This window comes from Thermomonas paludicola (assembly GCF_024498955.1).
GTDB lineage: Bacteria > Pseudomonadota > Gammaproteobacteria > Xanthomonadales > Xanthomonadaceae > Thermomonas > Thermomonas paludicola.
Genome location: NZ_CP093311.1, coordinates 2,349,203 through 2,374,209, shown reverse-complemented (window position 1 = coordinate 2,374,209; position 25,007 = coordinate 2,349,203). Strand labels below are relative to the sequence as shown.

General features: G+C 65.8%; 22 protein-coding genes. 9 read left to right on the top strand and 13 right to left on the bottom strand.

Annotated features, from left to right (window positions below; translation table 11 throughout):
• Window positions 1–102: 102 nt before the first annotated feature.
• From purH to cutA, 11 genes are all read right to left on the bottom strand, one after another.
• Window positions 103–1,674, bottom strand: coding sequence for a bifunctional phosphoribosylaminoimidazolecarboxamide formyltransferase/IMP cyclohydrolase (gene purH, locus LIW09_RS11120; protein WP_425507886.1), 1,572 nt, complete (start codon window positions 1,672–1,674; stop codon window positions 103–105).
• 87 nt (window positions 1,675–1,761) lie between these two features.
• Complete coding sequence (gene fis / locus LIW09_RS11115; RefSeq protein ID WP_256645685.1) at window positions 1,762–2,022, bottom strand: DNA-binding transcriptional regulator Fis; 261 nt, start codon at window positions 2,020–2,022, stop codon at window positions 1,762–1,764.
• Between the two features lie 143 nt (window positions 2,023–2,165).
• The gene (locus tag LIW09_RS11110) at window positions 2,166–2,675 is read right to left on the bottom strand and encodes a DUF3426 domain-containing protein (protein WP_256645684.1); all 510 of its coding nucleotides are present in this window, start codon (window positions 2,673–2,675) and stop codon (window positions 2,166–2,168) included.
• Window positions 2,672–3,601, bottom strand: coding sequence for a 50S ribosomal protein L11 methyltransferase (gene prmA, locus LIW09_RS11105; RefSeq protein ID WP_256645683.1), 930 nt, complete (start codon window positions 3,599–3,601; stop codon window positions 2,672–2,674). The genes LIW09_RS11110 and prmA overlap by 4 nt, the downstream gene beginning before the upstream one ends.
• 68 nt (window positions 3,602–3,669) lie before the next feature.
• A complete protein-coding gene (locus LIW09_RS11100; RefSeq protein WP_256645682.1) occupies window positions 3,670–4,977 on the bottom strand; it encodes a hypothetical protein in 1,308 nt (435 codons plus the stop codon).
• A gap of 78 nt (window positions 4,978–5,055) precedes the next feature.
• A complete protein-coding gene (gene accC, locus LIW09_RS11095) occupies window positions 5,056–6,423 on the bottom strand; it encodes an acetyl-CoA carboxylase biotin carboxylase subunit (RefSeq protein WP_256645681.1) in 1,368 nt (455 codons plus the stop codon).
• Window positions 6,424–6,428: 5 nt separating this feature from the next.
• Window positions 6,429–6,899, bottom strand: coding sequence for an acetyl-CoA carboxylase biotin carboxyl carrier protein (accB, locus tag LIW09_RS11090; RefSeq protein WP_256645680.1), 471 nt, complete (start codon window positions 6,897–6,899; stop codon window positions 6,429–6,431).
• A 13-nt stretch (window positions 6,900–6,912) separates the two neighbouring features.
• Window positions 6,913–7,359 carry a type II 3-dehydroquinate dehydratase gene (gene aroQ, locus LIW09_RS11085; RefSeq protein WP_256645679.1) on the bottom strand — a complete coding sequence of 149 codons (447 nt, stop codon included), beginning with the start codon at window positions 7,357–7,359 and terminating at the stop codon, window positions 6,913–6,915.
• 121 nt (window positions 7,360–7,480) lie between these two features.
• On the bottom strand, window positions 7,481–8,110 hold the full coding sequence (locus tag LIW09_RS11080) for a TlpA disulfide reductase family protein (protein WP_256645678.1): 630 nt from the start codon (window positions 8,108–8,110) through the stop codon (window positions 7,481–7,483).
• Window positions 8,110–10,407, bottom strand: coding sequence for a protein-disulfide reductase DsbD family protein (locus tag LIW09_RS11075; protein ID WP_256645677.1), 2,298 nt, complete (start codon window positions 10,405–10,407; stop codon window positions 8,110–8,112). The genes LIW09_RS11080 and LIW09_RS11075 overlap by 1 nt, the downstream gene beginning before the upstream one ends.
• 4 nt (window positions 10,408–10,411) lie before the next feature.
• Window positions 10,412–10,732 (bottom strand): divalent-cation tolerance protein CutA, encoded by a 321-nt coding sequence (cutA, locus tag LIW09_RS11070; protein WP_256645676.1) that lies wholly within the window; start codon window positions 10,730–10,732, stop codon window positions 10,412–10,414.
• A 176-nt stretch (window positions 10,733–10,908) separates the two neighbouring features.
• On the opposite strand from cutA, the gene groES reads away from it, so the two are divergent.
• The 8 genes from groES (at window position 10,909) to LIW09_RS11030 (ending at window position 19,930) form a co-directional block, all read left to right on the top strand.
• Entirely contained in the window at window positions 10,909–11,196 is a 288-nt protein-coding gene (gene groES, locus LIW09_RS11065) for a co-chaperone GroES (protein ID WP_256645675.1), read from the top strand.
• Between the two features lie 101 nt (window positions 11,197–11,297).
• Window positions 11,298–12,941, top strand: coding sequence for a chaperonin GroEL (gene groL / locus LIW09_RS11060; protein ID WP_256645674.1), 1,644 nt, complete (start codon window positions 11,298–11,300; stop codon window positions 12,939–12,941).
• A gap of 157 nt (window positions 12,942–13,098) precedes the next feature.
• Window positions 13,099–16,131 (top strand): type I restriction endonuclease subunit R, encoded by a 3,033-nt coding sequence (locus LIW09_RS11055; protein ID WP_256645673.1) that lies wholly within the window; start codon window positions 13,099–13,101, stop codon window positions 16,129–16,131.
• Between the two features lie 2 nt (window positions 16,132–16,133).
• Complete coding sequence (locus LIW09_RS11050; protein ID WP_256645672.1) at window positions 16,134–17,360, top strand: restriction endonuclease subunit S; 1,227 nt, start codon at window positions 16,134–16,136, stop codon at window positions 17,358–17,360.
• Window positions 17,357–17,599 (top strand): virulence RhuM family protein, encoded by a 243-nt coding sequence (locus tag LIW09_RS11045; protein ID WP_256645671.1) that lies wholly within the window; start codon window positions 17,357–17,359, stop codon window positions 17,597–17,599. The genes LIW09_RS11050 and LIW09_RS11045 overlap by 4 nt, the downstream gene beginning before the upstream one ends.
• Window positions 17,596–18,114: an ATPase gene (locus LIW09_RS11040; protein WP_256645670.1), complete on the top strand. Its 519-nt coding sequence runs from the start codon at window positions 17,596–17,598 to the stop codon at window positions 18,112–18,114. The genes LIW09_RS11045 and LIW09_RS11040 overlap by 4 nt, the downstream gene beginning before the upstream one ends.
• Window positions 18,111–18,314, top strand: a complete 204-nt coding sequence (locus tag LIW09_RS11035) for a hypothetical protein (RefSeq protein ID WP_256645669.1) — start codon at window positions 18,111–18,113, stop codon at window positions 18,312–18,314. Before LIW09_RS11040 ends, LIW09_RS11035 begins: the two co-directional genes overlap by 4 nt.
• The gene (locus LIW09_RS11030; protein ID WP_256645668.1) at window positions 18,311–19,930 is read left to right on the top strand and encodes a type I restriction-modification system subunit M; all 1,620 of its coding nucleotides are present in this window, start codon (window positions 18,311–18,313) and stop codon (window positions 19,928–19,930) included. Before LIW09_RS11035 ends, LIW09_RS11030 begins: the two co-directional genes overlap by 4 nt.
• Window positions 19,931–20,096: 166 nt before the next feature.
• On the opposite strand, the gene scpC is transcribed toward LIW09_RS11030, so the two are convergent.
• Window positions 20,097–21,611 (bottom strand): succinyl-CoA:acetate CoA-transferase ScpC, encoded by a 1,515-nt coding sequence (gene scpC / locus LIW09_RS11025; RefSeq protein ID WP_256645667.1) that lies wholly within the window; start codon window positions 21,609–21,611, stop codon window positions 20,097–20,099.
• A 95-nt stretch (window positions 21,612–21,706) separates the two neighbouring features.
• Between scpC and LIW09_RS11020 the strand changes: the two genes are divergently transcribed.
• Window positions 21,707–23,317, top strand: a complete 1,611-nt coding sequence (locus LIW09_RS11020) for a phytoene desaturase family protein (protein ID WP_256645666.1) — start codon at window positions 21,707–21,709, stop codon at window positions 23,315–23,317.
• Between the two features lie 168 nt (window positions 23,318–23,485).
• Here LIW09_RS11020 and LIW09_RS11015 read toward each other — a convergent pair whose 3' ends face one another.
• Entirely contained in the window at window positions 23,486–24,973 is a 1,488-nt protein-coding gene (locus LIW09_RS11015) for an AAA family ATPase (RefSeq protein WP_256645665.1), read from the bottom strand.
• Between the last annotated feature and the right edge of the window lie 34 nt (window positions 24,974–25,007).

Genomic DNA, 25,007 nt, shown 5'->3' with positions numbered 1-25,007 from the left:
TCAGCCCGTCATTCCCGCGAAGGCGGGAATCCAGCCTTTGATTTTCCAGAATGGACAGCAAGAGATGGACTTCCGCCTTTGCAGGAGCGACAGCGAAACACATCAATGCCTGAAGTGGCGGACGCCGGTGAATACCATCGCGATGCCGTGCTCGTCCGCCGCCGCGATCACTTCCGCATCACGCATCGAACCGCCCGGCTGGATCACCGCCTTGATGCCCGCCTCCGCCGCGGCGTCGATGCCGTCGCGGAACGGGAAGAAGGCATCCGACGCCATCACCGAGCCGGGCACGACCAGTCCGGCGTCGGTCGCCTTGATGCCGGCGATGCGGGCGGAATACACGCGGCTCATCTGGCCGGCACCGACGCCGATCGTGCGGCTGTCCTTCGCATAGACGATGGCATTGGACTTGACGAACTTCGCCACCTTCCAGGCGAACAGCAGGTCGGCGAACTGCGCCTCGGTCGGCGCCAGCCGCGACACCACCTTCAGCTCGCCGCGGGTGACCACGCGGTCGTCGGCGGTCTGCATCAGCAGGCCGGAGTTGACCCGCTTGGTGTCGATGAAGTGCTTCGACGGCGCGGCCAGCGGGATGCGCAGCACGCGCACGTTGGCCTTCTTCTTCGCGTAGACCAGCGCGTCCTCGTCGTAGTCGGGCGCGATCAGCACCTCGACGAACTGGCGGTCGAGGATGGTCTTGCAGGTGGCGCCGTCGAGCGGCGTATTGAAGGCCAGGATGCCGCCGAACGCGCTGGTGGGGTCGGTGGCGTAGGCCTGTTCGTAGGCATCAAGGCAGCCGGTGCCCACGGCCACGCCGCAGGGGTTGGCGTGCTTGACGATCACGCAGGCCGGCAGGTCGAACTGGCGCACGCATTCCCACGCGGCGTCGCTGTCGGCGATGTTGTTGTAGCTGAGTTCCTTGCCCTGCAGCTGCTCCAGCGTGGCCAGCGAGCCCGGCGCCGGATACAGGTCGCGGTAGAAGGCGGCATGCTGGTGCGGGTTCTCGCCGTAGCGCAGGTCCATGACCTTCACGAAGCTGCCGTTGGCCTGCGCGGAGAACGCCGCGCGCACCGGCACTGCGGCGGAGGCGTCGGTGATCGCCGAGAGGTAGTTGCTGATCGCGGCGTCGTACTGGGCGACGCGGTTGAACGCCGCCACCGACAGCGCGAAGCGGGTGCCGGCCGACAGGCTGCCGCCGCTGGCGTCGAGTTCGGCCAGCAGGCCGGCGTACTGCGCCGGGTCGGTGGCCACCGCCACGCGTGCGAAGTTCTTCGCCGCGCTGCGCAGCATCGCCGGGCCGCCGATGTCGATGTTCTCCACCGCGTCGGCCAGCGGGCAGTCGGCGCGCGCCGTGACGGCCTCGAACGGATACAGGTTCAGCACCAGCAGGTCGATGGCGCCGATGCCGTGTTCGGCCATCACCGCGTCGTCGAGGCCAGCGCGGCCCAGCAGGCCGCCGTGCACCACCGGGTGCAGGGTCTTGACCCGGCCAGCCATCATCTCGGGGAAGCCGGTGGCCTCGCTGACGTCTTTCACCGCCAGCCCGGCATCGCGCAGCGCCTTGGCGGTACCGCCGGTGGAGAGCAGCTCCACGCCGTGCGCGGAAAGCGCGCGGGCGAATTCGATCAGGCCGGTCTTGTCGGAAACGGAGAGCAAGGCACGGCGGACGGTCACGGACGGGCCATCGGAAAAGGCGGCGGTCATGCGCAGAAAGAAGCAGTGGGGAAGCGCGAATTATACGGGGCGCTTGCGCGCGGGGGCTCAGCCCATGTCGTAGTCGCGCAGCTTCTTGCGCAAGGTGGCGCGGTGGATGCCCAGGATGGTGGCCGCGCGACTCTGGTTGCCATCGCAGTATTTGAGCACCTCGGTGAACAGCGGGATCTCCAGCTCGCGCAGGGTGGTGCTGTACAGGTCGTCGGTGTCGCAGCCATCCAGATCGCGCAGATAGCGGCGCACGGAATGGGCGACATGCTCGCGCAACGGCGCACGGCCGGAGTCCTGGCGGGTAGTGAGAGCGTTCAACGAAAATCCCTCGATACGACGCGCATCGGGACAAGACACTCGATGCGGCAGGAGAGTCTAGCGCGGCCCGTGGTGCAGGGGCAGGGGCAACCCGCATTCATCCAGCAATTCTTGACCGCACTCCCGATTCTCTGCCGCGGCAGTCACTCGAAACGGAAATCGAATGCCACCACGTTGGGCGCCGGTTCGGCGATGTCGAACGCGATCTGGCTGGCTTGCTGCGGCGCGATCTGCGCGGCGTGCGGCGCCGTGCCCAGGTAATCGGCGGGCAGGAAGCGACGTTGGCCCAGCGTGCGTCCGTTGGCGTCGGACAGGGTCAGCAGCAGCGCCGGCCACGGCTGTGGCCAGCGGGCATCGTTGCGAAAGCTGGCCTGCACGCGCAGCGTGCCGGGCCGGCCGGGCGGCGCGATCACATCGCGCGACAGCATGCTGAAGGCGGCAGGTTCGTGCCAATCGGGCAGGCTGCAATGCAGCAGCCTGCAGCTCGCTGCCAGCAGTGGCCGCAGCTGCGGGCTGGCGGCGAGGCGTTCGCGCTGCAGCCAGCCCAGCTGCGCCAGCAGCGCGATTGCCAACAGCGCCACGGCCAGCCACTCGCCACGCCGGCGGCCGGGCGCGGCAGGACTGGCGACGACGAAGCTGGGCGCGCGGCTCATCGGGCGACCGCGCTGGCGTTGCGCACGCCGTCGATGCGCACCCAGTCGCCCTCGCGCGCCACCTGCAGCGCGTCGAACCAGGGCGCGAAGCGCTGCAGCAGGTCGTCTTCCTGCCCGGCAAGAATGCCGGACATGGCGATGCGTCCGCCGGCTGCGGTGCGCGCGGCCAGCACCTCGGCCAGCGCGTCCAGCGCGGAGGCGAGGATGTTGGCCACCACCACCGGATAGGTGGCGACGGTTTCGTCCTGCGGCAGGAAGGTGGCGATGGCGACGCCGTTGCGCTGGGCGTTGTCGGTGGTGGCGGTGATGGCCTGCGGGTCGTTGTCCACGCCGGTGGCGCTGGCGGCGCCCAGCTTCAGCGCCGCCAGCGCGAGGATGCCGCTGCCGCAGCCGAAGTCGAGAACCGAGGTGCCTTGCAGTTCGCCGCGCGCGGCCAGCGCGTCCAGCCAGCGCAGGCACAGCGCGGTGGTGGGATGGGTGCCGGAGCCGAATGCCAGCCCCGGATCGAGGCGGATGATGGCGGCATCGGGCGTGTCGGCGTCGGCCGGCAGGTCATGGTTCCACGGCACGATCCAGGTGCGCGCGCCAAAGTGCATGGGATGGAACGTGTCCAGCCACGCGCGCTCCCAGTCCTGGTCTTCGACGGTCTCGAAGCGCGCCTGCGTCCAATCCAGCTCGGGGTCGAAGGCGTCCAGCGCGGCCAACAGCAGCAGCGCATCGGTGTCGGCCGGGAACAGGGCGGTCAGCGTCATCTCGTCCCACAGCGGCAACTCGCCGACGCCCGGTTCGAAGATCGCCTGTTCGTCGGCGGCATCCAGGTGCGCGTCCTGCAGGGTGACCGCCAGCGCGCCCACGTCCTCCAGCGCGCGTTCGTAGCGCGGTTGCTCGGCTTCGCGGGCGGGCAGTGAAAGTTGCAGGTAGGGCATGGGGGCGCCGATGGAGAACCGGCGCCCATGGTCACAAGCCGTGCCGTCGACGGCAAGCCCGGCGTGGCTCAACCGCCCAGGATGCCCTGCAGCAGGCCCTTCATCCCGGGCCGCTTCCTGGGCTGCTGCTGCGGGGAGTCGCCCTGTTCGTCGTCCTCGTCCATCCGCTGCATGCCGCCGAAATCCAAGCCCACCATCGCGGTGGCGCTGGACTTTGCGCGCAGGCGCACGCTCCATTCCGGATTCCACGGCTGCCTGGCATCGGCCGGCTTGGGTGGATAGGTGATCCAGCTCTCCGGGCCGTAGGCGGTCATCATCAGCATTGCCGGCACCATGCCCGATTCGGCGCCGCCTGTGTTGGCGAAGATGCCCCTGGGAATGGCGCAGCTGGTGGTGCCGGGGGGCAAGAGGACTTTCTGTTTCAGCCATTTGTCGATGAAGTTGCCGCTGAGGTAGGCGTGCAGTTCACTGCCGGCACCGGGGACGTCGGCGCTGCTCCAGATCACCAGCTGGAACGAGTTCTGGCTGAGCATGTGCATCTTCATGCCGGTGATGAAATAGGCGCGGCTGCGATCCACGGCGGGCCAGCCCAGCTGGATCACGTCGCTGGCCTCGCCTTGCGCGCGCAGCATCAGCTTGGGCATGAACTCCGCGTTTTGCTGGACCTGGAACGTCATCGATGCGGGAATGCCATCGCCGCTGATCCGGTGCTCGCCGGCCAGGCGCGCGCCGCTGGGCACCTGTTTGCCGTACTTGCGGTTGGGCCAATACACGTAGCCGGGTTGCAGGTCGATGTCGCGGTCGGGTACGTACAGGCCCTTGGAGAGACTGCCGGTGGCCTCGAAGTCGATGCCCTGCGCGCCTTTTTTCGGATCGATGGTGCCGCCCTTGACCTTGAAGCTGGCCACCTTGGGCTGGCCGGGCCGCACCGTGGCGCCGCAACCCCAGTATTCGGAGATCTTCACTTCGACATCAGGCACCTTGCCTGGTGCGCTGTCGCCCCTGCTCGACGTGCCTGGTTCAATCGGAATCAGGGTCAGTGACTTGCCCAGGTTCAGCCCCGCCGGGATCAGCTCCTGCGTCTCCGCGCCGGGGTTGAGCGCGTTATGCAGGGCGATGTCGAGATACTGGCCGGTCATGCCGCCGTGGCGCGCGGTCGGGTAGGTGGGCTTGCCGCTATCGCCACCGCCCATGCGGCGCGCCATCATGCCGCCCAGCCCACCCATCATCCCGCCCATGTCCGGCATGCCGGCCATGTTGTGGGTGGCGACGTCGATGTAGAGATTGGTCGGCGGGGTCTTGCCCTGCTGGCTGGCGGCGGGCAGGGCAACCAGGGTGGCGGCGAGGGCGGCGTACAGGGCGTGGCGGCGTTGCATGGCGGGCTCCGGGAAGAAGTGGGTGGTTCCTTCCCGGTAAGAGCGCAAAAACCAGCCGGCAGCGGACACCCGCTGCCGTCAGAGGATCGACAGCGCCTTTTCCTTGCGCTCGGCCAGGCGCTTTTCCAGGTAATGGATGTTCTGGCCACCCTGCGCGAAACCGCCGTCGGCCAGGATCCGCTGCTGCAGCGGGATGTTGGTCTTGATGCCGTCCACCACCATTTCGCTCAGCGCCACCCGCATGCGGGCGATCGCCTGCGCGCGGTCGGCGCCGTGGACGATCAGCTTGCCGATCATCGAGTCGTAGTTCGGCGGGACGCGGTAGCCCTCGTAGATGTGCGAATCCACCCGCACGCCGGGGCCGCCCGGGGCATGGAAGTGCTGGATCAGGCCGGGGCAGGGGAAGAAATTGTCCGGGTCCTCGGCGTTGATGCGGCATTCGATGGCGTGGCCGCGCAGCACCACGTCGCTCTGCCTGATCGACAGCTTGTGGCCGGCGGCGATCAGCAACTGCTCGCGCACCAGGTCGATGCCGGTGACCAGCTCGGTCACCGGGTGCTCCACCTGGATGCGGGTGTTCATCTCGATGAAGTAGAAGCGGCCGTTCTCGAACAGGAATTCGAAGGTCCCGGCGCCGCGGTAGCCGATCCGCAGGCAGGCTTCCACGCAGACCTTGCCGATTTCGGCGCGCTGCTCGAGAGTGATGCCGGGCGCGGGCGCTTCCTCCACCACCTTCTGGTGGCGGCGCTGCATCGAGCAATCGCGCTCGCCCAGGTGGATGGCGCTGCCCTGGCCGTCGGCCAGCACCTGGATCTCCACGTGGCGCGGGTTCTCCAGGAACTTCTCCATGTAGACCATGTCGTTGCCGAACGCGGCCTTGGCTTCCTGCTTGGTGGTGGCAATGGCATTGACCAGCGTCGCCTCCGAATGCACCACGCGCATGCCGCGCCCGCCGCCGCCGCCGGCCGCCTTGACGATGATCGGGTAGCCGATCTCGCGGGCGATCTTGACGTTGGCCGCGGCATCGTCACCCAGCGGGCCACCGGAACCCGGCACGCAGGGCACGCCCGCGGCCTTCATCGCGCGGATCGCTTCCACCTTGTCGCCCATCAGGCGGATGGTGTCGGCCTTCGGGCCGATGAACACGAAGCCGCTTTGTTCAACGCGGTCGGCAAAGTCGGCGTTTTCCGACAGGAAGCCGTAGCCGGGGTGGATGGCCTGGGCGTCGGTGACCTCGGCCGCGGCGATGATCGCCGGCATGTTGAGGTAGCTCTCGGCCGACGGCGCCGGGCCGATGCAGACGGATTCGTCCGCCATCGCCACGTGCTTGAGGTTGCGGTCGGCGGTGGAGTGCACCGCGACGGTGCGGATGCCCAGCGCGTGGCAGGCGCGCAGGATGCGCAGCGCGATTTCGCCACGGTTGGCGATGACGACTTTTTCGAGCATGGCGCTTACCCGATCACGAACAGCGGCTGGTCGAATTCGACCGGCTGGCCGCTTTCGCACTTGATCGCCAGTACGGTGCCGGAGACGTCGGCTTCGATCGGGTTGAACATCTTCATCGCCTCGATGATGCCCAGCGTGTCGCCGGCCTTGACCGCCTGGCCGATGCTCACGAAGGCCGGCTTGTCCGGCGCCGGACTGGCGTAGAAGGTGCCCACCATCGGCGCGCGCATCACGTGGCCGGCCGGCAGCTCCGGCTCGGCCTTGTGGCTGCCGCCGGTGGCGGCTTCGACCGGGGAATTCATCGGCATCGCGGGCGCGGCGGGCGCCTGCTGGTAGACGGGTGTCGGCGCGGCCGGCAGGCCACCTCTTGGCGCCCGCGCCAGGCGCACGGATTCCTCGCCTTCCTTGATTTCGATCTCGGACAGATTGGATTCTTCCAGCAGGTCGATCAGTTTCTTGATTTTGCGCAGGTCCATTCGGACGCTCCTTTCAGAGTCGGGCCTGGAGCCGTTTCAGTGCGGCATCGCAGGCATAGCGGTAGGAATCCGCGCCAAATCCGCAGATCACGCCGACCGCCTTGTCGCTGAAATAGCTGTGCTGGCGGAAGGGTTCGCGGGCGTGCGGGTTGGACAGGTGGATTTCGATGAAGGGGATGGCCACCGCCGCCAGCGCGTCGCGCAGGGCGACCGAGGTGTGGGTGAAGGCGGCCGGGTTGATCAGGATGAAGTCGGTGCCATCCAGGCGCGCGGCCTGCACGCGCTCCACCAGCGCGTGTTCGGCGTTGGACTGGAACGCCTCCAGCACGTGGCCGGCTGCCTGCGCGCGCCCCGCTAGGTCGGCGTCGATGTCGGCCAGCGTGGTGTGCCCGTATACCTCCGGCTCGCGGCTGCCGAGCAGGTTGAGGTTGGGGCCGTGCAGGAGCAGCAGCGTTGCCATGGGAACCGGCGGGACATCCACGAAAAACCAGCGCGCAGTGTCCCGCGAATGGTGGATGGTGTCCAGTTCGGCGAACTTTTGCCGGATTGAGCGGTTTTAAACGAATGTTGGAGTGAAGGCTCTAACCGCCGCCGGGCGTCGGATTGCGCGCGCCTGTCCAGCGGGCGATGTCGGCCTTGTCAGCAAACGGCCCGATCCGGGTTTTCACGATCCGACCCTCTGCCGACACCAGCACCGAGTAGGGCAGCACGCCGGCCGGATTGCCCAGCCGCACGCCGGCATCGGCCGGGCCCGGCGCATCGACCAACACCGGATAGGCGATGCGGTGCTGGCGCAGGAAGGCCTGCACGGCGTCGGGACCGTCGAGTGCGATGCCGACCACCTGCACGCCGTTGCCGCCCTGTTCGGTGGCGAAGGCCTGCAGGCCCGGCATTTCCTTCAGGCACGGCGCGCACCAGGTGGCCCACAGGTTGACCAGGGTGGGGCGGCCGGCCCAGGCGCGGGGGAGTTCGACCGGATTGCCGGCGATGTCCTTCAGCGTCATGGCCGGCACGAGGCCGCCCTTTTCGGCGACCGTGATCCCGGCGGGCGCAGCCGGCGCGCGGGCCTTCAGCGACGCATCCAGCACCTGCTGGCCGACGTCGGTGCCGGCCAGCCGATAGGCGATTGTGGGCTCGAAGAACACGCTGGTCGCCGCGCCGGCCAGTGCGGCCAGCAGCGCCACCAGCAACACGACGCGGTTGGGCGGCATCAGCGGGCGGCCTGGGCCAGGGCGTCTTCCACCATGCCGGGCGTCAGCAGCACTGGCAGCACCTTGCCCTCGCCGCCGCCACGCGGATAGACCACATACAGCGGCAGGCCCACGGCACCATAGCGGTGCAGGTAGGCGGTGATGGCGGGGTCGATATTGGTGTGATTGCCGATCATGTAGACGGCATCGGTCGCTTTGAGCGCGTCGCGGAAACGATCGCGGGCGAATACCGCCTTCTCATTGGCTTTGCAGCTCACGCACCAGTCCGCGGTGATATTCACGAACACCACCCGGCCTTGCGCCCGCAGCTCGGCCAGCCGGGGCTCCGTATAGGCAACCGCAAGCTCGCCCTGCACGTGCGTGCTCATCGGTTTGGGCAGGGTGCCGATGGTGTACAGCGGCCATGCGGTCGTCGCCAGTGCCAGTACCGCCAGGACCAATGGCCAGCGCCGGGCATGTTGCCGGGCATGTGTCCACGCCCATGCCGCCAATGCCAACAAAATGGCGGCGCCCATCCAAAGGCCGGCCGCGTCGGCACCGCGTTGTTGCGCCAGCACCCACGCCAGCCACGCGGCGGTGGCGTACATCGGGAAGGCCAGCAGTTGTTTCAGGGTTTCCATCCATGCGCCCGGTTTGGGCAACAGGCGGGCGAGGGCGGGGACGAAGGCGATCAACAGGAACGGCAGTGCCAGCCCCAGCCCCAATGTCAGAAACACCAGCATCGCCGCAAGCGTCGGGGCCACGAAGGCATAGGCCAGTGCCGCACCCATGAACGGTGCCGTGCAGGGCGTGGACAGCACCACGGCCAGCACGCCGGTGAAGAAATCGGCGCGCACGCCGCTGCCTTGCGCCAGTGCGTCGGCACGACCGCTGATACGGATACTGGCGTACCACATGCCCGACAGGCTCAGGCCCAGCATGAACATCAGCAGCCCCAGCACCGCGACCATGCGTGGGAACTGCAACTGGAAGCCCCAGCTGATCCAGGTTTCGATACCGCCGCTGCGCAGTGCCAGAATCAGCCCGCCCAGGGCGGCGAAGCTGGCCAGCACACCGGCGGTATAGGCCAGTGCATGCCGCCGCGCGGTTTGCCTGCTTTCCCCGCTTTGTGCCAGCGAGAGCACCTTCAGCGACAGCACCGGCAGCACGCAGGGCATCAAATTGAGGATCAAGCCGCCCAGCAGGGCCAACAGCAGGGCGGGCAGCAGGCTGGGAATGGGGTGTTGCGGGGGTGCGCTGCGGGCGGCATCGGCGGTGGCGAGTGTGGGGGCAATCACGCCCTCTTCCCCGCTGGTGGGAGCAAGGGCCGGGGGGAGGGGGGCGGCTGGCGTGGCGTCTCCGGCAACCGTCTTCGGCACATTGTCGTCCCCCTGCAGAGAGGAGTCGATCTTGCCCGCCGGCACACGCACCGCCAGCGTCCGCGTCATCGGCGCATAGCAAATGCCATCGGTCTGGCAACCTTGCAAGCCGACGATCAGGTTGCCGTTGGCCGCACGCGGGGTACTGCGGTTGACGACAAGCGGAATTTCGACCTGCGTGAAATACACCTGCACCTGGCCAAAGTGCTCATCCTTGAACGCGCTGGCCTTGGGCATCTGCGCGTGCGCGGGCAGCGCGGCGGATAACCCGTCGGCTGCCACCAATTTGGCCGAGAGCTTGTCGCGATACAGGTAATACCCGTTGGCGGGCGTGAGCCGCAGCAGCAAGGTATTGCCGTCCAGCGCGATCACTTCGCTGCGAAACGCCTGCTCCGGCGGCAGCGGCGCGGCCTCCGTGGCGCCTGCGTCGCCGCGTGGGCCAAACAGCCCGCCGCCCTTGCGCGCCGGCAACAAGCCGGATTCGACGGTGCCCATGTCCTGCGGCAAGGCCACCGCCAGCGTGCGGGTCTGCGGCGGATAGCACACGCCGGCATCGGCGCAACCCTGGTATTTCACGGTCAAGCGCACCGATGGCGCGGTTGCCGCCGGCTGGCCGCTCAGCGTGCCGATCAGCTGCCCGCGGTAGGTTTCGACATCGCCGAAAAACTCGTCGCGGTGCTTGTCACCGTTTGGCAGCGCCAGCGTAGCGTCGGCAAACCCCGGATCGGTCTTCACCGACGTGCGATGCCGGTACAGGTAATAGCCCTTGGCGATCTGCCAGCGCACCTCCACGCGGTTGTGCGCGGTGGCTTTCGCCGACAGCACGAAGACCTGATCGACCGGCGGCAGTTCAACATCGGCAGCGGTAGCGGCCGGCAGGGCCGCCGCCAGGGCCAGTGCGGCCAGCCAGCGGCACGGGCGGAAAGACAATCGGGTCATCGGGTCATTCTACTGGACGGGTCATGTCGGCCACCCAGCGTAGATACGCAGGCAGGCCGGCATTGGATTCGACCGCGACCAGCTCCGGCAGTTCATGCGGATGCAATTGCGGCAGCCTTGCCTGCAGGGCCGGGTAGCGCGCCCGCGTGGTCTTGATCAGCAGCAGCCCTTCCTCTGCGTGCTCCACCGCGCCCTGCCAGCGATACACCGAGCGCAGCCCGGGAATGATGTTGACGCAGGCCGCCAGCTGCTCGCCGACCAGGACGTCGGCAATGCGCCCGGCGGCGGGTTCGGGGCAGGTGCAGAAGCAGATCAGGATGTCCATGTGGACAGGGTAGCCGGCGATGACGGGTTGCGGGCCCTTGAAAGCCCGCGCGGGCGCCCCATCTTCCGCACATCCCGGTTGCGGGACGTTTGCGTCCGATCTTTGGCAGTCGCCTCGCGCGGCTGCTAAAATCGCCGGGTTTTTCCCCAATAATCAACCATTTGCTGAGGTTGCTCATGTCCAATATCAAGCCGCTGTACGACCGCGTGGTCATCAAGCGCATGGAAGAAGAGAAGTTGTCCGCTGGCGGGATCGTGATCCCGGATTCGGCCACCGAAAAGCCGCTCAAGGGCGAAGTGATCGCCGTCGGCGCCGGCAAGGTGCTGGACAACGGCCAGGTTCGCGCGCCACAGGTGAAGGTGGGCGACAAGGTGCTGTTCGGCAAGTACAGCGGCACGGAAGTGAAGCTGGACGGCACCGACCTGCTGGTGGTCAAGGAAGACGACATCTTCGCGATCCTCTGATCGCGCGTCGTCCCCCGGTACGGGCGGGGCACTCCCCGCCAATGCACATTCCAATTCTTGCGACGGGCCAATGCCCGTCCCTACATTCGAGGTAATTACCAATGGCTGCCAAGGACATTCGTTTCGGCGAAGACGCACGCTCCAGGATGGTGCGCGGCGTCAACGTGCTCGCCAATGCCGTGAAGGCGACGCTCGGCCCGAAGGGTCGCAACGTCGTGCTGCAGAAGAGCTTCGGTGCTCCCACCATCACCAAGGACGGCGTCTCCGTCGCCAAGGAAATCGAACTGGCCGACGCGTTCGAGAACATGGGCGCGCAGATGGTCAAGGAAGTCGCTTCCAAGACCTCCGACAACGCCGGTGACGGCACCACCACCGCCACCGTGCTGGCGCAGGCCTTCATCCGTGAGGGCATGAAGGCGGTGGCTGCCGGCATGAACCCGATGGACCTCAAGCGCGGCATCGACAAGGCGGTCACCGCCGCCGTGGCCGAGCTGAAGATCCTGTCCAAGCCGTCCTCGACCAGCAAGGAAATCGCCCAGGTCGGCACCATCTCCGCGAACAGCGACGCCAACATCGGCGACCTGATCGCGCAGGCGATGGACAAGGTCGGCAAGGAAGGCGTGATCACCGTCGAGGACGGCTCGGGCCTGGAGAACGAGCTGGACGTGGTCGAGGGCATGCAGTTCGACCGCGGCTACCTGTCGCCGTACTTCATCAACAACCAGCAGTCGATGCAGGCCGAGCTGGATGACCCGTACATCCTGCTGCACGACAAGAAGATCTCCAACGTGCGCGACCTGCTGCCCGTGCTGGAAGGTGTGGCCAAGGCCGGCAAGCCGCTGCTGATCGTCGCCGAGGAAGTGGAAGGCGAAGCGCTGGCGACGCTGGTGGTCAACACCATCCGCGGCATCGTCAAGGTCTGCGCGGTCAAGGCGCCGGGCTTCGGTGATCGCCGCAAGGCGATGCTGGAGGACATGGCCATCCTGACCGGCGGCACCGTGATCTCCGAGGAAGTGGGCCTGTCGCTGGAGAAGGCCACCATCAAGGATCTGGGCCGTGCCAAGAAGGTGCAGGTCTCGAAGGAGAACACCACCATCATCGACGGTGCCGGCGAAGCCGACGGCATCCAGGCCCGCATCAAGCAGATCAAGGCGCAGATCGAGGAGACCTCCTCCGACTACGACCGCGAGAAGCTGCAGGAGCGCGTGGCCAAGCTGGCCGGCGGCGTGGCCGTCATCAAGGTCGGTGCCGCCACCGAAGTCGAGATGAAGGAGAAGAAGGCGCGCGTCGAAGACGCCCTGCACGCCACCCGCGCCGCGGTCGAGGAAGGCATCGTCCCGGGCGGCGGCGTCGCCCTGATCCGTGCCAAGGCCGCGATCAAGGACCTGAAGGGTGCCAACGAAGACCAGAACCACGGCATCCAGATCGCCCTGCGCGCGATGGAAGCCCCGCTGCGCGAGATCGTCACCAATGCCGGCGACGAGCCGAGCGTGGTGCTGAATCGCGTGGTCGACGGCAAGGGTTCGTTCGGCTACAACGCCGCCAACGGCGAGTTCGGCGACATGATCGAGTTCGGCATCCTGGACCCGACCAAGGTCACCCGCACCGCGCTGCAGAACGCGGCCTCCATCGCCGGCCTGATGATCACCACCGAAGCCATGGTGGCCGAGGCTCCGAAGAAAGACGAGCCGGCCATGGGCGGCGCCGGTGGCGGCATGGGCGGCATGGGCGGCATGGATTTCTGATCCCCGTCACCGCAACAACGCGTCAATGGAAGGCCCGCTTCGGCGGGCCTTTTTTTTTGATCGTGATGATGCGTGCCTGCCGGCCTGCCCGAGTCGGTAAACTCGGCGCCTGCGACAACTGCATTGTCAGCAGGGAAGTGTCGATCAGGGGGAGTGGATGCGCGTCAGGGAAAGCACCATCGAGCAGGATCTGATCGACAAGCTCGGCGAGCTCAAGTACACGCTGCGGCCGGACATCCGCGATCGCGCCGCGCTGGAGCGTAATTTCCGCACGCACTTCGAAGCGCTGAATCGCGTCACCCTGAGCGATGCCGAATTCCAGCGGCTGCTGGAGGACATCGTCACCCCCGACGTCTTCGCCGCCGCGCACACCCTGCGCCACCGCAACGCGTTCACCCGCGACGACGGCACCCCGCTCAACTACACCCTGGTCAATATCAACGACTGGTGCAAGAACGATTTCGAGGTCGCCAGCCAGCTGCGCATCAACACCGATTACAGCCACCATCGCTACGACGTGTTGTTGCTGATCAATGGTGTGCCCGCCGTGCAGATCGAGCTGAAGACGCTGGGCATCAATCCGCGCCGGGCCATCGAGCAGATCGTCGAGTACAAGAACGACGCGGGCAACGGCTACGCCCGCACGCTGCTGTGCTTCATCCAGCTGTTCGTGGTCAGCAACCGCGACGCCACCTATTACTTCGCCAACAACAATACGCGCCACTTCGCCTTCAACGCGGATGAGCGCTTCCTGCCCATCTACCAGTACGCCGCGCCGGACAACAGCAAGATCAGCGGGCTGGATGCCTTTGCCGATGCCTTCCTGCCCAAGTGCACGCTGGGGCAGATGATCAGCCGCTACATGGTGCTGGTGGCCAGCGAGCAGAAACTGCTGATGATGCGGCCGTACCAGATCTACGCCGTCAAGAACATCGTCGAGTGCATCGACAAGAACCTGGGCAACGGCTACATCTGGCACACCACCGGCAGCGGCAAGACGCTGACCAGCTTCAAGGCCTCCACCCTGCTCAAGGCCAACCCGGCCATCGAGAAGTGCCTGTTCGTGGTGGACCGCAAGGACCTGGATCGCCAGACCCGCGAGGAGTTCAACCGCTTCCAGGAAGGCTGCGTGGAGGAGAACACCAACACCGGCGCGCTGGTGCGGCGCATGTTGTCCGACGATGCGGCTGACAAGGTCATCGTCTGCACCATCCAGAAGCTCGGCCTGGCGCTGGACGGCGGCAGCACGCGCAACCAGAGCCGCGAAAGGCGCGGCCTCACCAGCCATGCCGAGCAGCTGGAAGCCCTGCGCGACAAGCGCATCGTCTTCATCTTCGACGAATGCCACCGCTCGCAGTTCGGCGAGAACCACCAGGCCATCAAGGCGTTCTTCCCCAACGCCCAGCTGTTCGGCTTCACCGGCACGCCGATCTTCGAGCAGAACGCCAGCTACAAGCGCATCGAGGGCGAGGAGCAGACGCTCAAGACCACGCAAGACCTGTTCCAGCAATCGCTGCACGAATACACCATCACTCACGCCATCGAGGACAGGAGCGTCCTGAAGTTCCACGTCGACTACTTCAAGCCGGATGGCAAGGGGGATGACAACAAGAGCAGGCCCAAGCCCGGCGAGCCGCTGGCCAAGCGCGCCGTGGTCGAGGCCATCCTGGCCCGGCACGACACCGCCACCGGCGGGCGCCGCTTCAACGCCCTGCTGGCCACAGCAAGCATCAACGACGCCATCGAGTACGTCGCGCTGTTCAAGACCGCGCAGGCCGAGAAGCAGCAGGCCGAGCCAGATTACGTGCCGCTCAATATCGCCGCGGTGTTCTCCCCGCCGGCCGATGTCAGCGCCGACGTGAAGCAGCTGCAGGAAGACCTGCCGCAGGAGCAGGCCGACAACAGGAAGAATCCCGAAGAGAAGAAGGCGGCGCTGGCGGCGATCATCGGCGACTACAACGCCGCGTTCGGCACCAACCACCGCATCGAGGAGTTCGACGGCTACTACCAGGACGTGCAGCAGCGCATCAAGGACCAGCAGTTCCCCAATGCCGACCTGCCGAAAAAGGGCCGCGAAAAGCTCGACATCGTGATCGTGGTGGACATGCTGCTCACCGGCTTCGACAGCAAGTACCTCAACACCCTGTACGTGGACAAGAACCTCAAGCACCACGGCCTGATCCAGGCGTTTTCCCGCACCAACCGCGTGCTCAACGACACCAAGCCCTACGGCAACATCCTCGACTTCCGCGGCCAGCAGAAGGAGGTGGACGCGGCCATCGCGCTGTTCTCCGGCGTCAAGGCCGAGCAGGCGCGCACCATCTGGCTGGTGGACACCGCGCCGGTGGTCATCGACAAGCTGAAGGAGGCGCGCGCCGCCCTCGACAGCTTCCTCGCCTCGCAGGGCTTGGGCGGCAAGCCGGAGGACATCGCCAACCTCAAGGGCACCGCGGCCAAGGTGGCCTTCGTCCAGCACTTCAAGGAAGTCCAGAAGCTGCAGACCCAGCTGGACCAGTACACCGACCTGACCGCCGAGCAGCGCGACCAGATCGAGACCATCCTGCCCAAGGACGAACTGCGCAGCTTCCGCGGCCAGTACCTGCAGAAGGCCGAGGAACTGCGCGCCGACCAGAAGAAGCCCGGCGGGCTGGACGAGGCCACGCGCAACGCGGTGGAGCAGCTCGACTTCGAGTTCGTGTTGTTCGCCTCCAGCACCATTGATTACGACTACATCATGAAGCTGATCGCCGACTACTCGGGCAAGGCGCCGGGCAGGGCTAGCATGAGCCGCGAACAGCTGATCGGCCTGATCGCCAGCGATGCCAAGTTCATCGGCGAGCGCGAGGACATCAGCGCGTACGTGCGCGGGCTGAAGGCCGGCGAGGGCCTGAGCGAGGACGCCATCCGCGCCGGCTACGAGAAGTTCAAAGCCGACAAGGCCGCGCAGGACATGGCCGCGCTGTCCGCAAAGCACGCCCTGCCGGTGGCAGAGGTGCAGGCCTTCGTGGACGGGATTCTGTCCCGCCGCATCTTCGACGGCGAACAGCTCACCGAGCTGCTGGCCCCGCTGGACCTGGGCTGGAAGGCGCGCGCGCAGAAGGAGCTGGCGTTGATGGGTGACCTGCTGCCGCTGCTTAAGAAACGGGCGGGCGGGCGGGAGATTGCCGGACTGAAGGCGTACGAGGCGTGAGCATGGCGAAGCAGGGGGCGAAGGCGGCGGTGCCGAGGTTGCGGTTTCCGAAGTTTCAGCGGGTGCAAGAATGGGAAATAAAGCCGCTTGGTGAGCTTCTAACGATCGGAAGTGGTAGGGATTACAAGCATCTTGGTACCGGCCCAATCCCCGTGTATGGATCTGGCGGCTACATGCTCTCTGTTGATGACTATCTGTACGACGGAGAGAGTGCATGTATAGGCCGGAAGGGCACGATCAATAATCCCATCTTCTTGACCGGGAAATTCTGGACTGTAGACACGCTCTTCTATACCCATTCGTTCAAGGGATGCTTGCCTCGTTTTGTGTTCTTGCACTTCCAGCTGATCGATTGGCTAAAACACAACGAGGCTGGTGGTGTCCCGAGTCTGTCGAAATCAAACATCGAGAAGATTGAAGTCGCCGTTCCTGATCTAACCGAGCAACAAAAAATCGCCGACTGCCTGACCTCGCTGGACGAGGTGATTGCCGCGCAGGGCCGCAAGGTAGAGGCGTTGAAGGCGCACAAGCGCGGCCTGATGCAGCAGCTGTTCCCCCGTGAAGGCGAAACCCGCCCCCGCCTCCGCTTTCCCGAGTTCCGCAGCGCGCCGGAGTGGTCGACTGTTCCGCTCGGAGAGTTGCTTGAGGGCAAGCCCGAGTACGGCGTAAATGCGCCTGCGGTTCCGTTTTCCCCAAGCCTGCCAAGCTATCTCAGAATCACTGACATCGACACCGAGGGGCGGTTTGTCTCGGCTGGCAAGGTATCTGTCGACATCGACGCCACGGCGGAAAACTATTTGAGTGATGGTGACATCGCTCTCGCCCGCACCGGGGCAAGCGTTGGCAAATCGTATTGTTACCGCGAGGAAGACGGCCGCTTGGTCTTTGCTGGCTTTCTGATTCGAATCCGGCCAAACCGAAGGAAGGCCGTTCCGACCTTTGTGTCCAGCTTCCTCACTACACAACAGTATTGGAATTGGGTACACGTCATCTCGGCGCGAAGTGGGCAACCTGGCATCAATGGCACCGAGTACGCAGCGTTACCAATCCCGATTCCTCCTTCGAGCGGTAAGGGCGAAGAACTAGCTGAACAACAACGCATCGCCGACTGCCTCTCCTCCCTCGACACCCAGATCACCGCCGAATCCAACCAGCTCGCCGCCCTCAAGACCCACAAGCAGGGCCTGATGCAGCAGCTGTTCCCCGTTCTGGAAGGTGCAAGCGCATGAGTGGCCTGATCCTCACCACCAGCGAGGACGGCCACAGCCGTATCCAACTGCGCGCCGACGGCCAGACCGTCTGGCTGACCCAGGCGGAGATGGCGGAACTGTTCGACGTCACCGCCGACAGCATCAGCCTGCATCCGGAAAGCATTCTTGCAGACAGAGAGTTGGAGCCTGAACGAACCACCGAGGGATCCTCGGTAGTTCAACCTGAAAGAACTTCGCCTGCGGGGCTGCGCGGATGAGCAAGCGCATCATCATCCTTGCCGGTCCCAATGGCGCGGGCAAGACCACCTTTGCCCGCACGTTTCTGCCCGACGAGGCACAACTACCGCGTTTCATCAATGCCGATCTGATCGCGGCGGGGCTGTCGCCGTTCGCTCCGGAATCGGCGGCGATCAAGGCGGGGCGCTTGATGCTGGAAGAGATCGAGGCCTGCGTCGCCCGCGGCGAGAGTTTCGCGTTCGAAACCACACTCTCCGGTGTCGGCTACCGGCAGCGTATCCGGCACTGGCGCGCGCTGGGCTACCACGTCAGCCTGTTCTTCCTGAGCCTGCCTGCGGCACAGACCGCCATCGACCGCGTGGCCACGCGGGTGCAGCAGGGAGGACACGACATTCCCGAAGCGGTGATTCGTCGCCGTTTTTCCAGCGGACTGCGCAACTTCGATGCGGTGTACAAGGCCGAGGTGGACGACTGGGCCTTGTACGATAATTCGGGCGATGAGCCCGTCCTGCTCGACTGGAGCGAAAAGCCATGAAGCCACGCGATATTTCCAACGCACGAAACCCTGACCTGCGCGCCTCGCAAGCTGCGTTGCGCCGTGCAGCCGCACTGGCACGTAAAACCGCGATGGATAGCGGCACAGACTTGGTCGTGGTGCGCGAAGGCCGCACTGTACGGATTTCCGCCGATACCTTGCGCAGCCAGGCCAAGGCCGACAGGGATCTGGCGCGGTGACCGACAACGACCAGAAACAACTCGGCAAGACCCTCTGGGCGATCGCCGACCAGCTGCGCGGCGCGATGAACGCGGATGACTTCCGCGACTACATGCTGTCCTTCCTGTTCCTGCGTTATCTGTCGTGGAACTACGAGGAAGCCGCGAAGAAGGAGCTGGGCGCCGACTATCCCGACCCGGATGCCATCGGCAACGGCGGCCGGACGCCGCTGTCGGTGTGGTATGCCGACAATGCCGACGACGTGCCGGCGTTCGAGCAGCAGATGCGGCGCAAGGCGCACTACGTCATCCAGCCGCAGTATCTGTGGGGCCACATCGTCCACCTGGCCAAGAGCCACAACGACGCGCTGCTGGACACCTTGCAGGGCGGCTTCAAATACATCGAGGAAGAATCCTTCCAGAGCCACTTCCAAGGGCTGTTCTCGGAAATCAACCTTGCCTCGGACAAGCTGGGGCGCAAGTACGCCGACCGCAACGCCAAGCTGTGCGCCATCATCAGCAAGATCGCCGAGGGCATCGCCGACTTTTCCACCGATGTCGATGCGCTGGGCGATGCCTACGAATACCTGATCGGCCAGTTCGCCGCCGGCAGCGGCAAGAAGGCCGGCGAGTTCTACACGCCGCAGCAGATTTCCAACATCCTGTCGGCCATCGTCACCCTGGACAGCCAGGAACCCAAGGCCGGCCCGCGCCGCTCGCTTGGCAGCGTGTTCGATTTCGCCTGCGGCTCCGGTTCGCTGCTGCTCAACGTGCGCCACCGCATGAAGGCGGCCGGCGGCAGCATCGGCCGAATCTACGGCCAGGAATCCAACATCACCACCTACAACCTGGCGCGCATGAACATGCTGCTGCACGGGGTGAAGGACACCGAGTTCGAGATCTACCACGGCGATACCCTGACCAACGACTGGGACTTCCTGCGCGAAACCAATCCGGCGAAGAAGCCGCGTTTCGACGCCGTTGTCGCCAACCCGCCCTTCAGCTACCGCTGGGAGCCGGGCGAGGCGATGGCGCAGGACCCGCGCTTCAAGAACCACGGGGTGGCACCCAAGAGCGCCGCCGACTTCGCCTTCCTGCTGCACGGCCTGCATTACCTGAAGGATGACGGCGTGATGGCGATCATCCTGCCGCACGGCGTGCTGTTCCGCGGCGGCAAGGAAGCGGCCATCCGCACCAAGCTGCTCACCGACGGCCACATCGACACCGTGATCGGCCTGCCGGCCAACCTGTTCTATTCCACCGGCATCCCGGTCTGCATTCTGGTACTCAAGAAGTGCAAGAAGCCCGACGACGTGCTGTTCATCAACGCGGCCGAGCACTTCACCAAGGGCAAGCGCCAGAACCAGCTGAGCGATCAGGACATTGCGCGGATCGTGTCGACGTATCGGGAACGTACCGAGCAGGCGCGTTATTCCCGCCGGGTGTCGCTGCAGGAGATCATCGACAACGAGTACAACCTCAATATCTCGCGCTATGTCAGTACGGCGCAGGCCGAAGAAGAGGTCGATCTGACGGCCGTGCATGCCGAGCTGGTCCGGATCGAACACGACCTTGCCAGGGCGAAAGCGAGCCACAATGCATTTCTCGCCGAATTGAGCCTTGCCCCCGTTCCCTGAGCGTTGGCCGCGTCGAGTACGTCACGACGCCGGCAAGCAGTCGCTGTACTGGAACATCCTGATCGCCACCACCACCACGGTGCTCTTGGGTAACGCGTCGTCCTCGTCTTCGTCTGGCAGCCCCCCAGGCGTGGTATCGGCCTCCCTCGCCCCATCGTGTGCCCTGCTAGGCCCGCATCGTCCCCGTTTCAATGAAACGCTGGTGCCAGGACAGCGCTTCCGCCAGCAGGTGCGGGGTGTGTTTGCCGTAGCTGTCGCGGCAGGCGCGGTCGAAGTAGTCGCGCAGGGCGTCGCGGTAGTCGGGGTGGGCGCAGTGGTCGATGATCGTGCGGGCGCGTTGTTTGGGGGCAAGCCCTCGCAGGTCTGCCAGACCTTGTTCGGTGATCAGGATGGCCACGTCGTGTTCGGTGTGGTCCACGTGGCTGACCATCGGCACGATGCTGGAAATCGCGCCACCCTTGGCGGTGCTGGGGGTGAGGAAGACGGGCAGGTAGCTGTTGCGGGCGAAGTCGCCGCTGCCGCCGATGCCGTTCTGGATGCGGCTGCCCATGATGTGGGTGGAATTGATGTTGCCGTACAGGTCGGCTTCGATCATCCCGTTCAACGCGATGCAGCCCAGCCGGCGCACCAGTTCGGGATGGTTGGACAGTTCCTGCGAGCGCAACAGGATGCGCTCGCGATAATTGGCGATGGTGTCCTTGAAGCGTGCGGTGGCCTCCGGTGACAGCGAGACGGCGGTGGCCGAGGCGCTGCGCAGGATGCCGGCGTCGAGCAGATCCAGCATGCCGTCCTGGATGACTTCGGTGAACGCGGTGAGGTTGGAAAAGCCGCTTTCGCCCAACCCGGCAAGCACCGCGTTGGCGATGTTGCCCACGCCTGATTGCAGCGGCAGCAAGTTGGCCGGCAACCGGCCGCGCTTGATTTCGTCGCGGAAGAAATCAATCAGGTGGCCCGCGATGCGGCGGCTGGTGTCATCGATGGGCTTGAACGCGCTGTTGCGGTCGGGGGCATCGGTTTCGACCACCGCGACGATCCTGGCGGGATCCACCCGCAAATGCGGCTGGCCGATGCGCTGGTCGGGCCGGGTCAGCGGGATCGGCACGCGGTCGGGCGGCAGCCGGGTGCCGTAGTAGATGTCGTGCATGCCGTCCAGCGCCTCCGGCTGCCAGCGGTTCACTTCCACGATGACCTTGTCGGCCAGGTCCAGCCAGGTCTTGTTGTTGCCGACCGAGGTGGAGGGCACCAGCGAACCGTCCTCGGCGATGGCGGTGGCCTCGATCACGGCGGTGTCGATCTTGCCGAAGAAGCCGGACCAGGTGAATTGCGCCACCTGGCTCAGGTGCATGTCGATGTAATTCATGCTGCCCGCATTGATCCGTTGACGGGTGTCGGGATCGGACTGGTAGGGCGCGCGCAATTCCAGGCCGTCGGCGCGGGCCAGCACGCCGTCGAGTTCGGGCGCGGTGGAGGCGCCGGTGAGCAGGCGGATCCGGAATGGATCGCCGGCGGCGTGGACGGCTTCAATGCGCCGTGCCAGGGCTCCGGGCACCACCTTGGCATGCCCGGAGCCGGTGAAGCCGCTCATCGCCACGCTGGTGCCGGGGTTGATCAGCGCGGCGGCGGCATCTGCCGACATGCGGCGGGCGAGCAATGTGGCGTTGCGGATGCGGGACTGGGGCATGGGCAGGCGGCAGGTCGGGCGATCTGCAATTATCCCGGGTGCGGGCTGCACCCAGCCTGCATCGGTGGCAGGAATGGAAAATTCAAGGGGACAAGATGCAACACGACGATGTCTTGATCATTGGCGGTGGCCACAACGGCCTGGTTTGCGCGGCGTATCTGGCGGGCGCGGGCTTGAAGGTGCGGGTGCTGGAGCGGCGCGGCATCGTCGGTGGTGCGGCGGTGACCGAGGAGTTCCATCCTGGCTTCCGCAATTCGCTGGCCAGTTATACGGTGAGTTTGCTCAATCCGAAGGTGATTGCGGATCTGCGTCTTGCGCAACACGGCCTGCGCGTGGTCGAGCGGCCCTATGCCAACTTCCTGCCGTTGCCCGACGGGCGCAGTTTTCGCCTGGGCGGTGAGCACACCCACGGCGAAGTGGCGAAGTGGTCGGCGCGCGATGCGCAGCGGCTGCCCGAGTACTACGCGATGCTGGATCGCATCGTGGTGGTGCTGCGCCAGTTGATGCAGCAAACGCCGCCGAATGTCAGCGACCGCTTCGTGCTGGCCGACTGGCTTGCATCGGCGTCGGCAGCCAGGCAGGTCAAGTCGCTGGACATGCGCGGGCGTCGCGACTTGCTGGATCTCTTCACCAAGTCTGCCGGCGAGCTGCTCGACAGCTGGTTCGAAGGCGAGCCGCTGAAGGCCGCGCTGGGTTGGGATTCGGTGGTCGGCAATTTCGCCAGCCCGTACACGCCGGGCAGCGCCTACGTGCTGCTGCATCACGTGTTCGGCGAGGTCAACGGCAAGGCCGGCGCGTGGGGCCATGCCATCGGCGGGATGGGCGCGATCACCCAGGCGATGCGCAAGGAATGCGAGGCGCGCGGCGTGGCCATCGAAACCGATGCCGAGGTGGCGCAACTCCTTGTCGAAGGCGGCAAGGCGGTCGGCGTTGCGCTGGGCGATGGGCGCGAATTGCGCGCGACCACCATTGCCAGCAACCTCAACCCCAAGCTGCTGTACACCAAGCTGGTCGAGCGCTCCCGGTTGGATGAAGACACCGCGCAGCGCATCGAGCGCTACCGCTGCGGGTCCGGCACCTTCCGCATGAACGTGGCGCTGAGCGAATTGCCGGATTTCACCGCCATGCCGGGCAGCCAGCAACAGCCGCACCATCAAAGCGGCATTCTGATCGGGCCCTCGCTGCAGTATTTCGAGCAAGCCTATTTCGATGCCAAGTCGAAGGCGCATAACGCAGGCTGGGCGCGCCGGCCGATTGTCGAACTGGTCATTTCATCCACATTGGACGACACGCTTGCACCGGCGGGCCGGCACGTTGCCAGCCTGTTCTGCCAGCAGGTGAATCCCGAGGTGGACGACGGCTGGGATGTGCACCGCGACAGCGTGGCGAAATTGATGATCGACACCGTGAACGACTACGCGCCGAACTTTGCGCGCAGCGTGCTGGGCCATGAAGCCTTGAGCCCGCTGGACCTGGAGCGCCGCATCGGGCTGGTGGGGGGCGACATCTTCCACGGCGCACTGGGCCTGGACCAGATGTTCAGTGCGCGCCCGCTGTTGGGGCAGGGCCACTATCGCGGCGCGTTCAAGAACCTCTACCTGTGCGGCTCGGGTACCCATCCCGGCGGCGGCGTCACCGGTCTTCCGGGGCGCAACGCCGCACGCGAAATCCTCAAGGACCTGCGCCGCGGGCCACGTCCCGGCTGAATCGCATTCGTGGACTGCGCAGTACTCTTTTGCAGTGCAGCGTGAATCTTCCTAACGCATCCTTCACGATCGACCTGCGTCCCGACGTGGGGGAGGGAGCAGGCCCGCTGAGACTTCGGTCGAAGCGGGCTTTTTTTTGGTTCACGCATTCCCGGCGAATGAGCCGGCTCAGCCCGCGGGCACCGTGCGAGGCAGCGCCCAAGCGCGCAGTGCCTGCATCTGTTCGGCCATCACCACCGACAAGGGGCGCGTGTCGTGGATCGCCTGCATCAGCAGATGCGTGTCCAGCGCACTGCCGGCGGCGTGGGCGGCATACAGCGCGCTGACGATGACCTGCTCGATTTCGGCGCCGGAATAGCCGTCGGCCGCGGCCGCCAGCGCCGACAGGTCGATGTGCTCGCGCGCCAGCCGGCGGCGATCCAGGTGCAGGGCGAAAATGTCGGCGCGGGTGGCGGCATCGGGCAGATCGACGAAGAAGATTTCGTCGAAGCGCCCCTTGCGCAGCAGTTCGGCCGGCAGTTGCAACACCTGGTTGGCGGTGGCGACCAGGAACACGCGCGCGGTGCGCTCGGCCATCCAGGTCAGCAGGTAGCCCAGCACGCGGCGTGACAGCCCGCCGTCGCTTTCACCGCCGTCGGCGGCCAGCGCCTTCTCGATTTCGTCGATCCAAAGCACGCAGGGCGCCAGTTGCTCGGTGGAGGCCAGCGCCGCGCGCAGGTTTTTCTCGGTTTCGCCCTGGTACTTGTCGTACAGCGTGCCGAAATCCAGCCGCACCAGCGGCACGCCGAAGCCGCCAGCCACCGCTTTGGCCAGCAGCGATTTTCCGCAGCCCTGCACGCCCAGCAGCAGCATGCCCTTGGGCGGTTGCAGGCCGGCCGGGGGCGGATCCTGCACGAAGGCCGGCTGGCGCTGTTCCACCCAGCGTTTCAGCCGCTGCGCGCCGCCCACGTCGGCAAAGCGCGCGGTGTCGTATTCGTAGTGCAGGTGGCCGCTCTTGTTGAGCAGCTCGAATTTCAGCCGCGCCAGCTCCGGCAGGTCGTCCTGGCCCAGCGCGCCATCGCGCCAGATCAGGTGGCGGGCGATGCGGCGTGCATCGGTCAGGCTCAGGCCCTGCAGGTTGCGCACGATCTGGCGCACCGCCTCCACATCCACCTCAACCCGCCGGCCGCCGTTTTCCCTGGTGTAGCCGGCGGCCTCCTCCTTCACCAGTTTCAACAGTGCGTTGGCATCCGGCAGGCGCAGCGAAAAGCGCACCGCAAACGGCTCCAGCGCTTCCGGCAGCTCGACCTTGGTGCCCACCATCACGATCACGTGGGGCTGGCAGTCGCGGCGCTGGATGATGTCGCGCATGGCGCGCTGGTAGCTGGCGTAGCCAAGATAGGGCGTGGCATCCAGCAGCAGGTAGATGCCGCGCTGGCTGGCGGCCTGGATGTCCCGCAGGGTGGCGCTGAGATCGGGGGCGATGGTGCTTTCGTCCTCGCGATCCATATCGATCCGGCGCAGGCCTTCGGTCACGCTCCAGCGATACAGCGCGCGCCAGACGTGCATCAGCGATTGCCGGAACAAATCCAGCACCCGCGATTCGTCCGGGGTTTCAATCACCAGCAATGGGGTTTCCGCGCGGATCAGCGCGGCCAGATCCTGCAATTCGCTCATGGTTGCGCACGATAGCGGCGCGCCGGCGATGCCA

What these genes read in the sequence shown, in the direction of transcription:
- aroQ (WP_256645679.1), bottom strand. Translation starts at nt 7,359, where the DNA reads ATGGCAACGCTGCTGCTCCTGCACGGCCCCAACCTCAACCTGCTCGGC.
- LIW09_RS11050 (WP_256645672.1), top strand. Translation starts at nt 16,134, where the DNA reads ATGGCGAAGCAGGGGGCGAAGGCGGCGGTGCCGAGGTTGCGGTTTCCG.
- groES (WP_256645675.1), top strand. Translation starts at nt 10,909, where the DNA reads ATGTCCAATATCAAGCCGCTGTACGACCGCGTGGTCATCAAGCGCATG.
- prmA (WP_256645683.1), bottom strand. Translation starts at nt 3,601, where the DNA reads ATGCCCTACCTGCAACTTTCACTGCCCGCCCGCGAAGCCGAGCAACCG.
- LIW09_RS11015 (WP_256645665.1), bottom strand. Translation starts at nt 24,973, where the DNA reads ATGAGCGAATTGCAGGATCTGGCCGCGCTGATCCGCGCGGAAACCCCA.
- scpC (WP_256645667.1), bottom strand. Translation starts at nt 21,611, where the DNA reads ATGCCCCAGTCCCGCATCCGCAACGCCACATTGCTCGCCCGCCGCATG.
- accC (WP_256645681.1), bottom strand. Translation starts at nt 6,423, where the DNA reads ATGCTCGAAAAAGTCGTCATCGCCAACCGTGGCGAAATCGCGCTGCGC.
- LIW09_RS11045 (WP_256645671.1), top strand. Translation starts at nt 17,357, where the DNA reads ATGAGTGGCCTGATCCTCACCACCAGCGAGGACGGCCACAGCCGTATC.
- LIW09_RS11100 (WP_256645682.1), bottom strand. Translation starts at nt 4,977, where the DNA reads ATGCAACGCCGCCACGCCCTGTACGCCGCCCTCGCCGCCACCCTGGTT.
- cutA (WP_256645676.1), bottom strand. Translation starts at nt 10,732, where the DNA reads ATGGACATCCTGATCTGCTTCTGCACCTGCCCCGAACCCGCCGCCGGG.
- LIW09_RS11020 (WP_256645666.1), top strand. Translation starts at nt 21,707, where the DNA reads ATGCAACACGACGATGTCTTGATCATTGGCGGTGGCCACAACGGCCTG.
- LIW09_RS11035 (WP_256645669.1), top strand. Translation starts at nt 18,111, where the DNA reads ATGAAGCCACGCGATATTTCCAACGCACGAAACCCTGACCTGCGCGCC.
- LIW09_RS11075 (WP_256645677.1), bottom strand. Translation starts at nt 10,407, where the DNA reads ATGACCCGATTGTCTTTCCGCCCGTGCCGCTGGCTGGCCGCACTGGCC.
- LIW09_RS11110 (WP_256645684.1), bottom strand. Translation starts at nt 2,675, where the DNA reads ATGAGCCGCGCGCCCAGCTTCGTCGTCGCCAGTCCTGCCGCGCCCGGC.
- accB (WP_256645680.1), bottom strand. Translation starts at nt 6,899, where the DNA reads ATGGACCTGCGCAAAATCAAGAAACTGATCGACCTGCTGGAAGAATCC.
- groL (WP_256645674.1), top strand. Translation starts at nt 11,298, where the DNA reads ATGGCTGCCAAGGACATTCGTTTCGGCGAAGACGCACGCTCCAGGATG.
- LIW09_RS11040 (WP_256645670.1), top strand. Translation starts at nt 17,596, where the DNA reads ATGAGCAAGCGCATCATCATCCTTGCCGGTCCCAATGGCGCGGGCAAG.
- LIW09_RS11055 (WP_256645673.1), top strand. Translation starts at nt 13,099, where the DNA reads ATGCGCGTCAGGGAAAGCACCATCGAGCAGGATCTGATCGACAAGCTC.
- LIW09_RS11080 (WP_256645678.1), bottom strand. Translation starts at nt 8,110, where the DNA reads ATGCCGCCCAACCGCGTCGTGTTGCTGGTGGCGCTGCTGGCCGCACTG.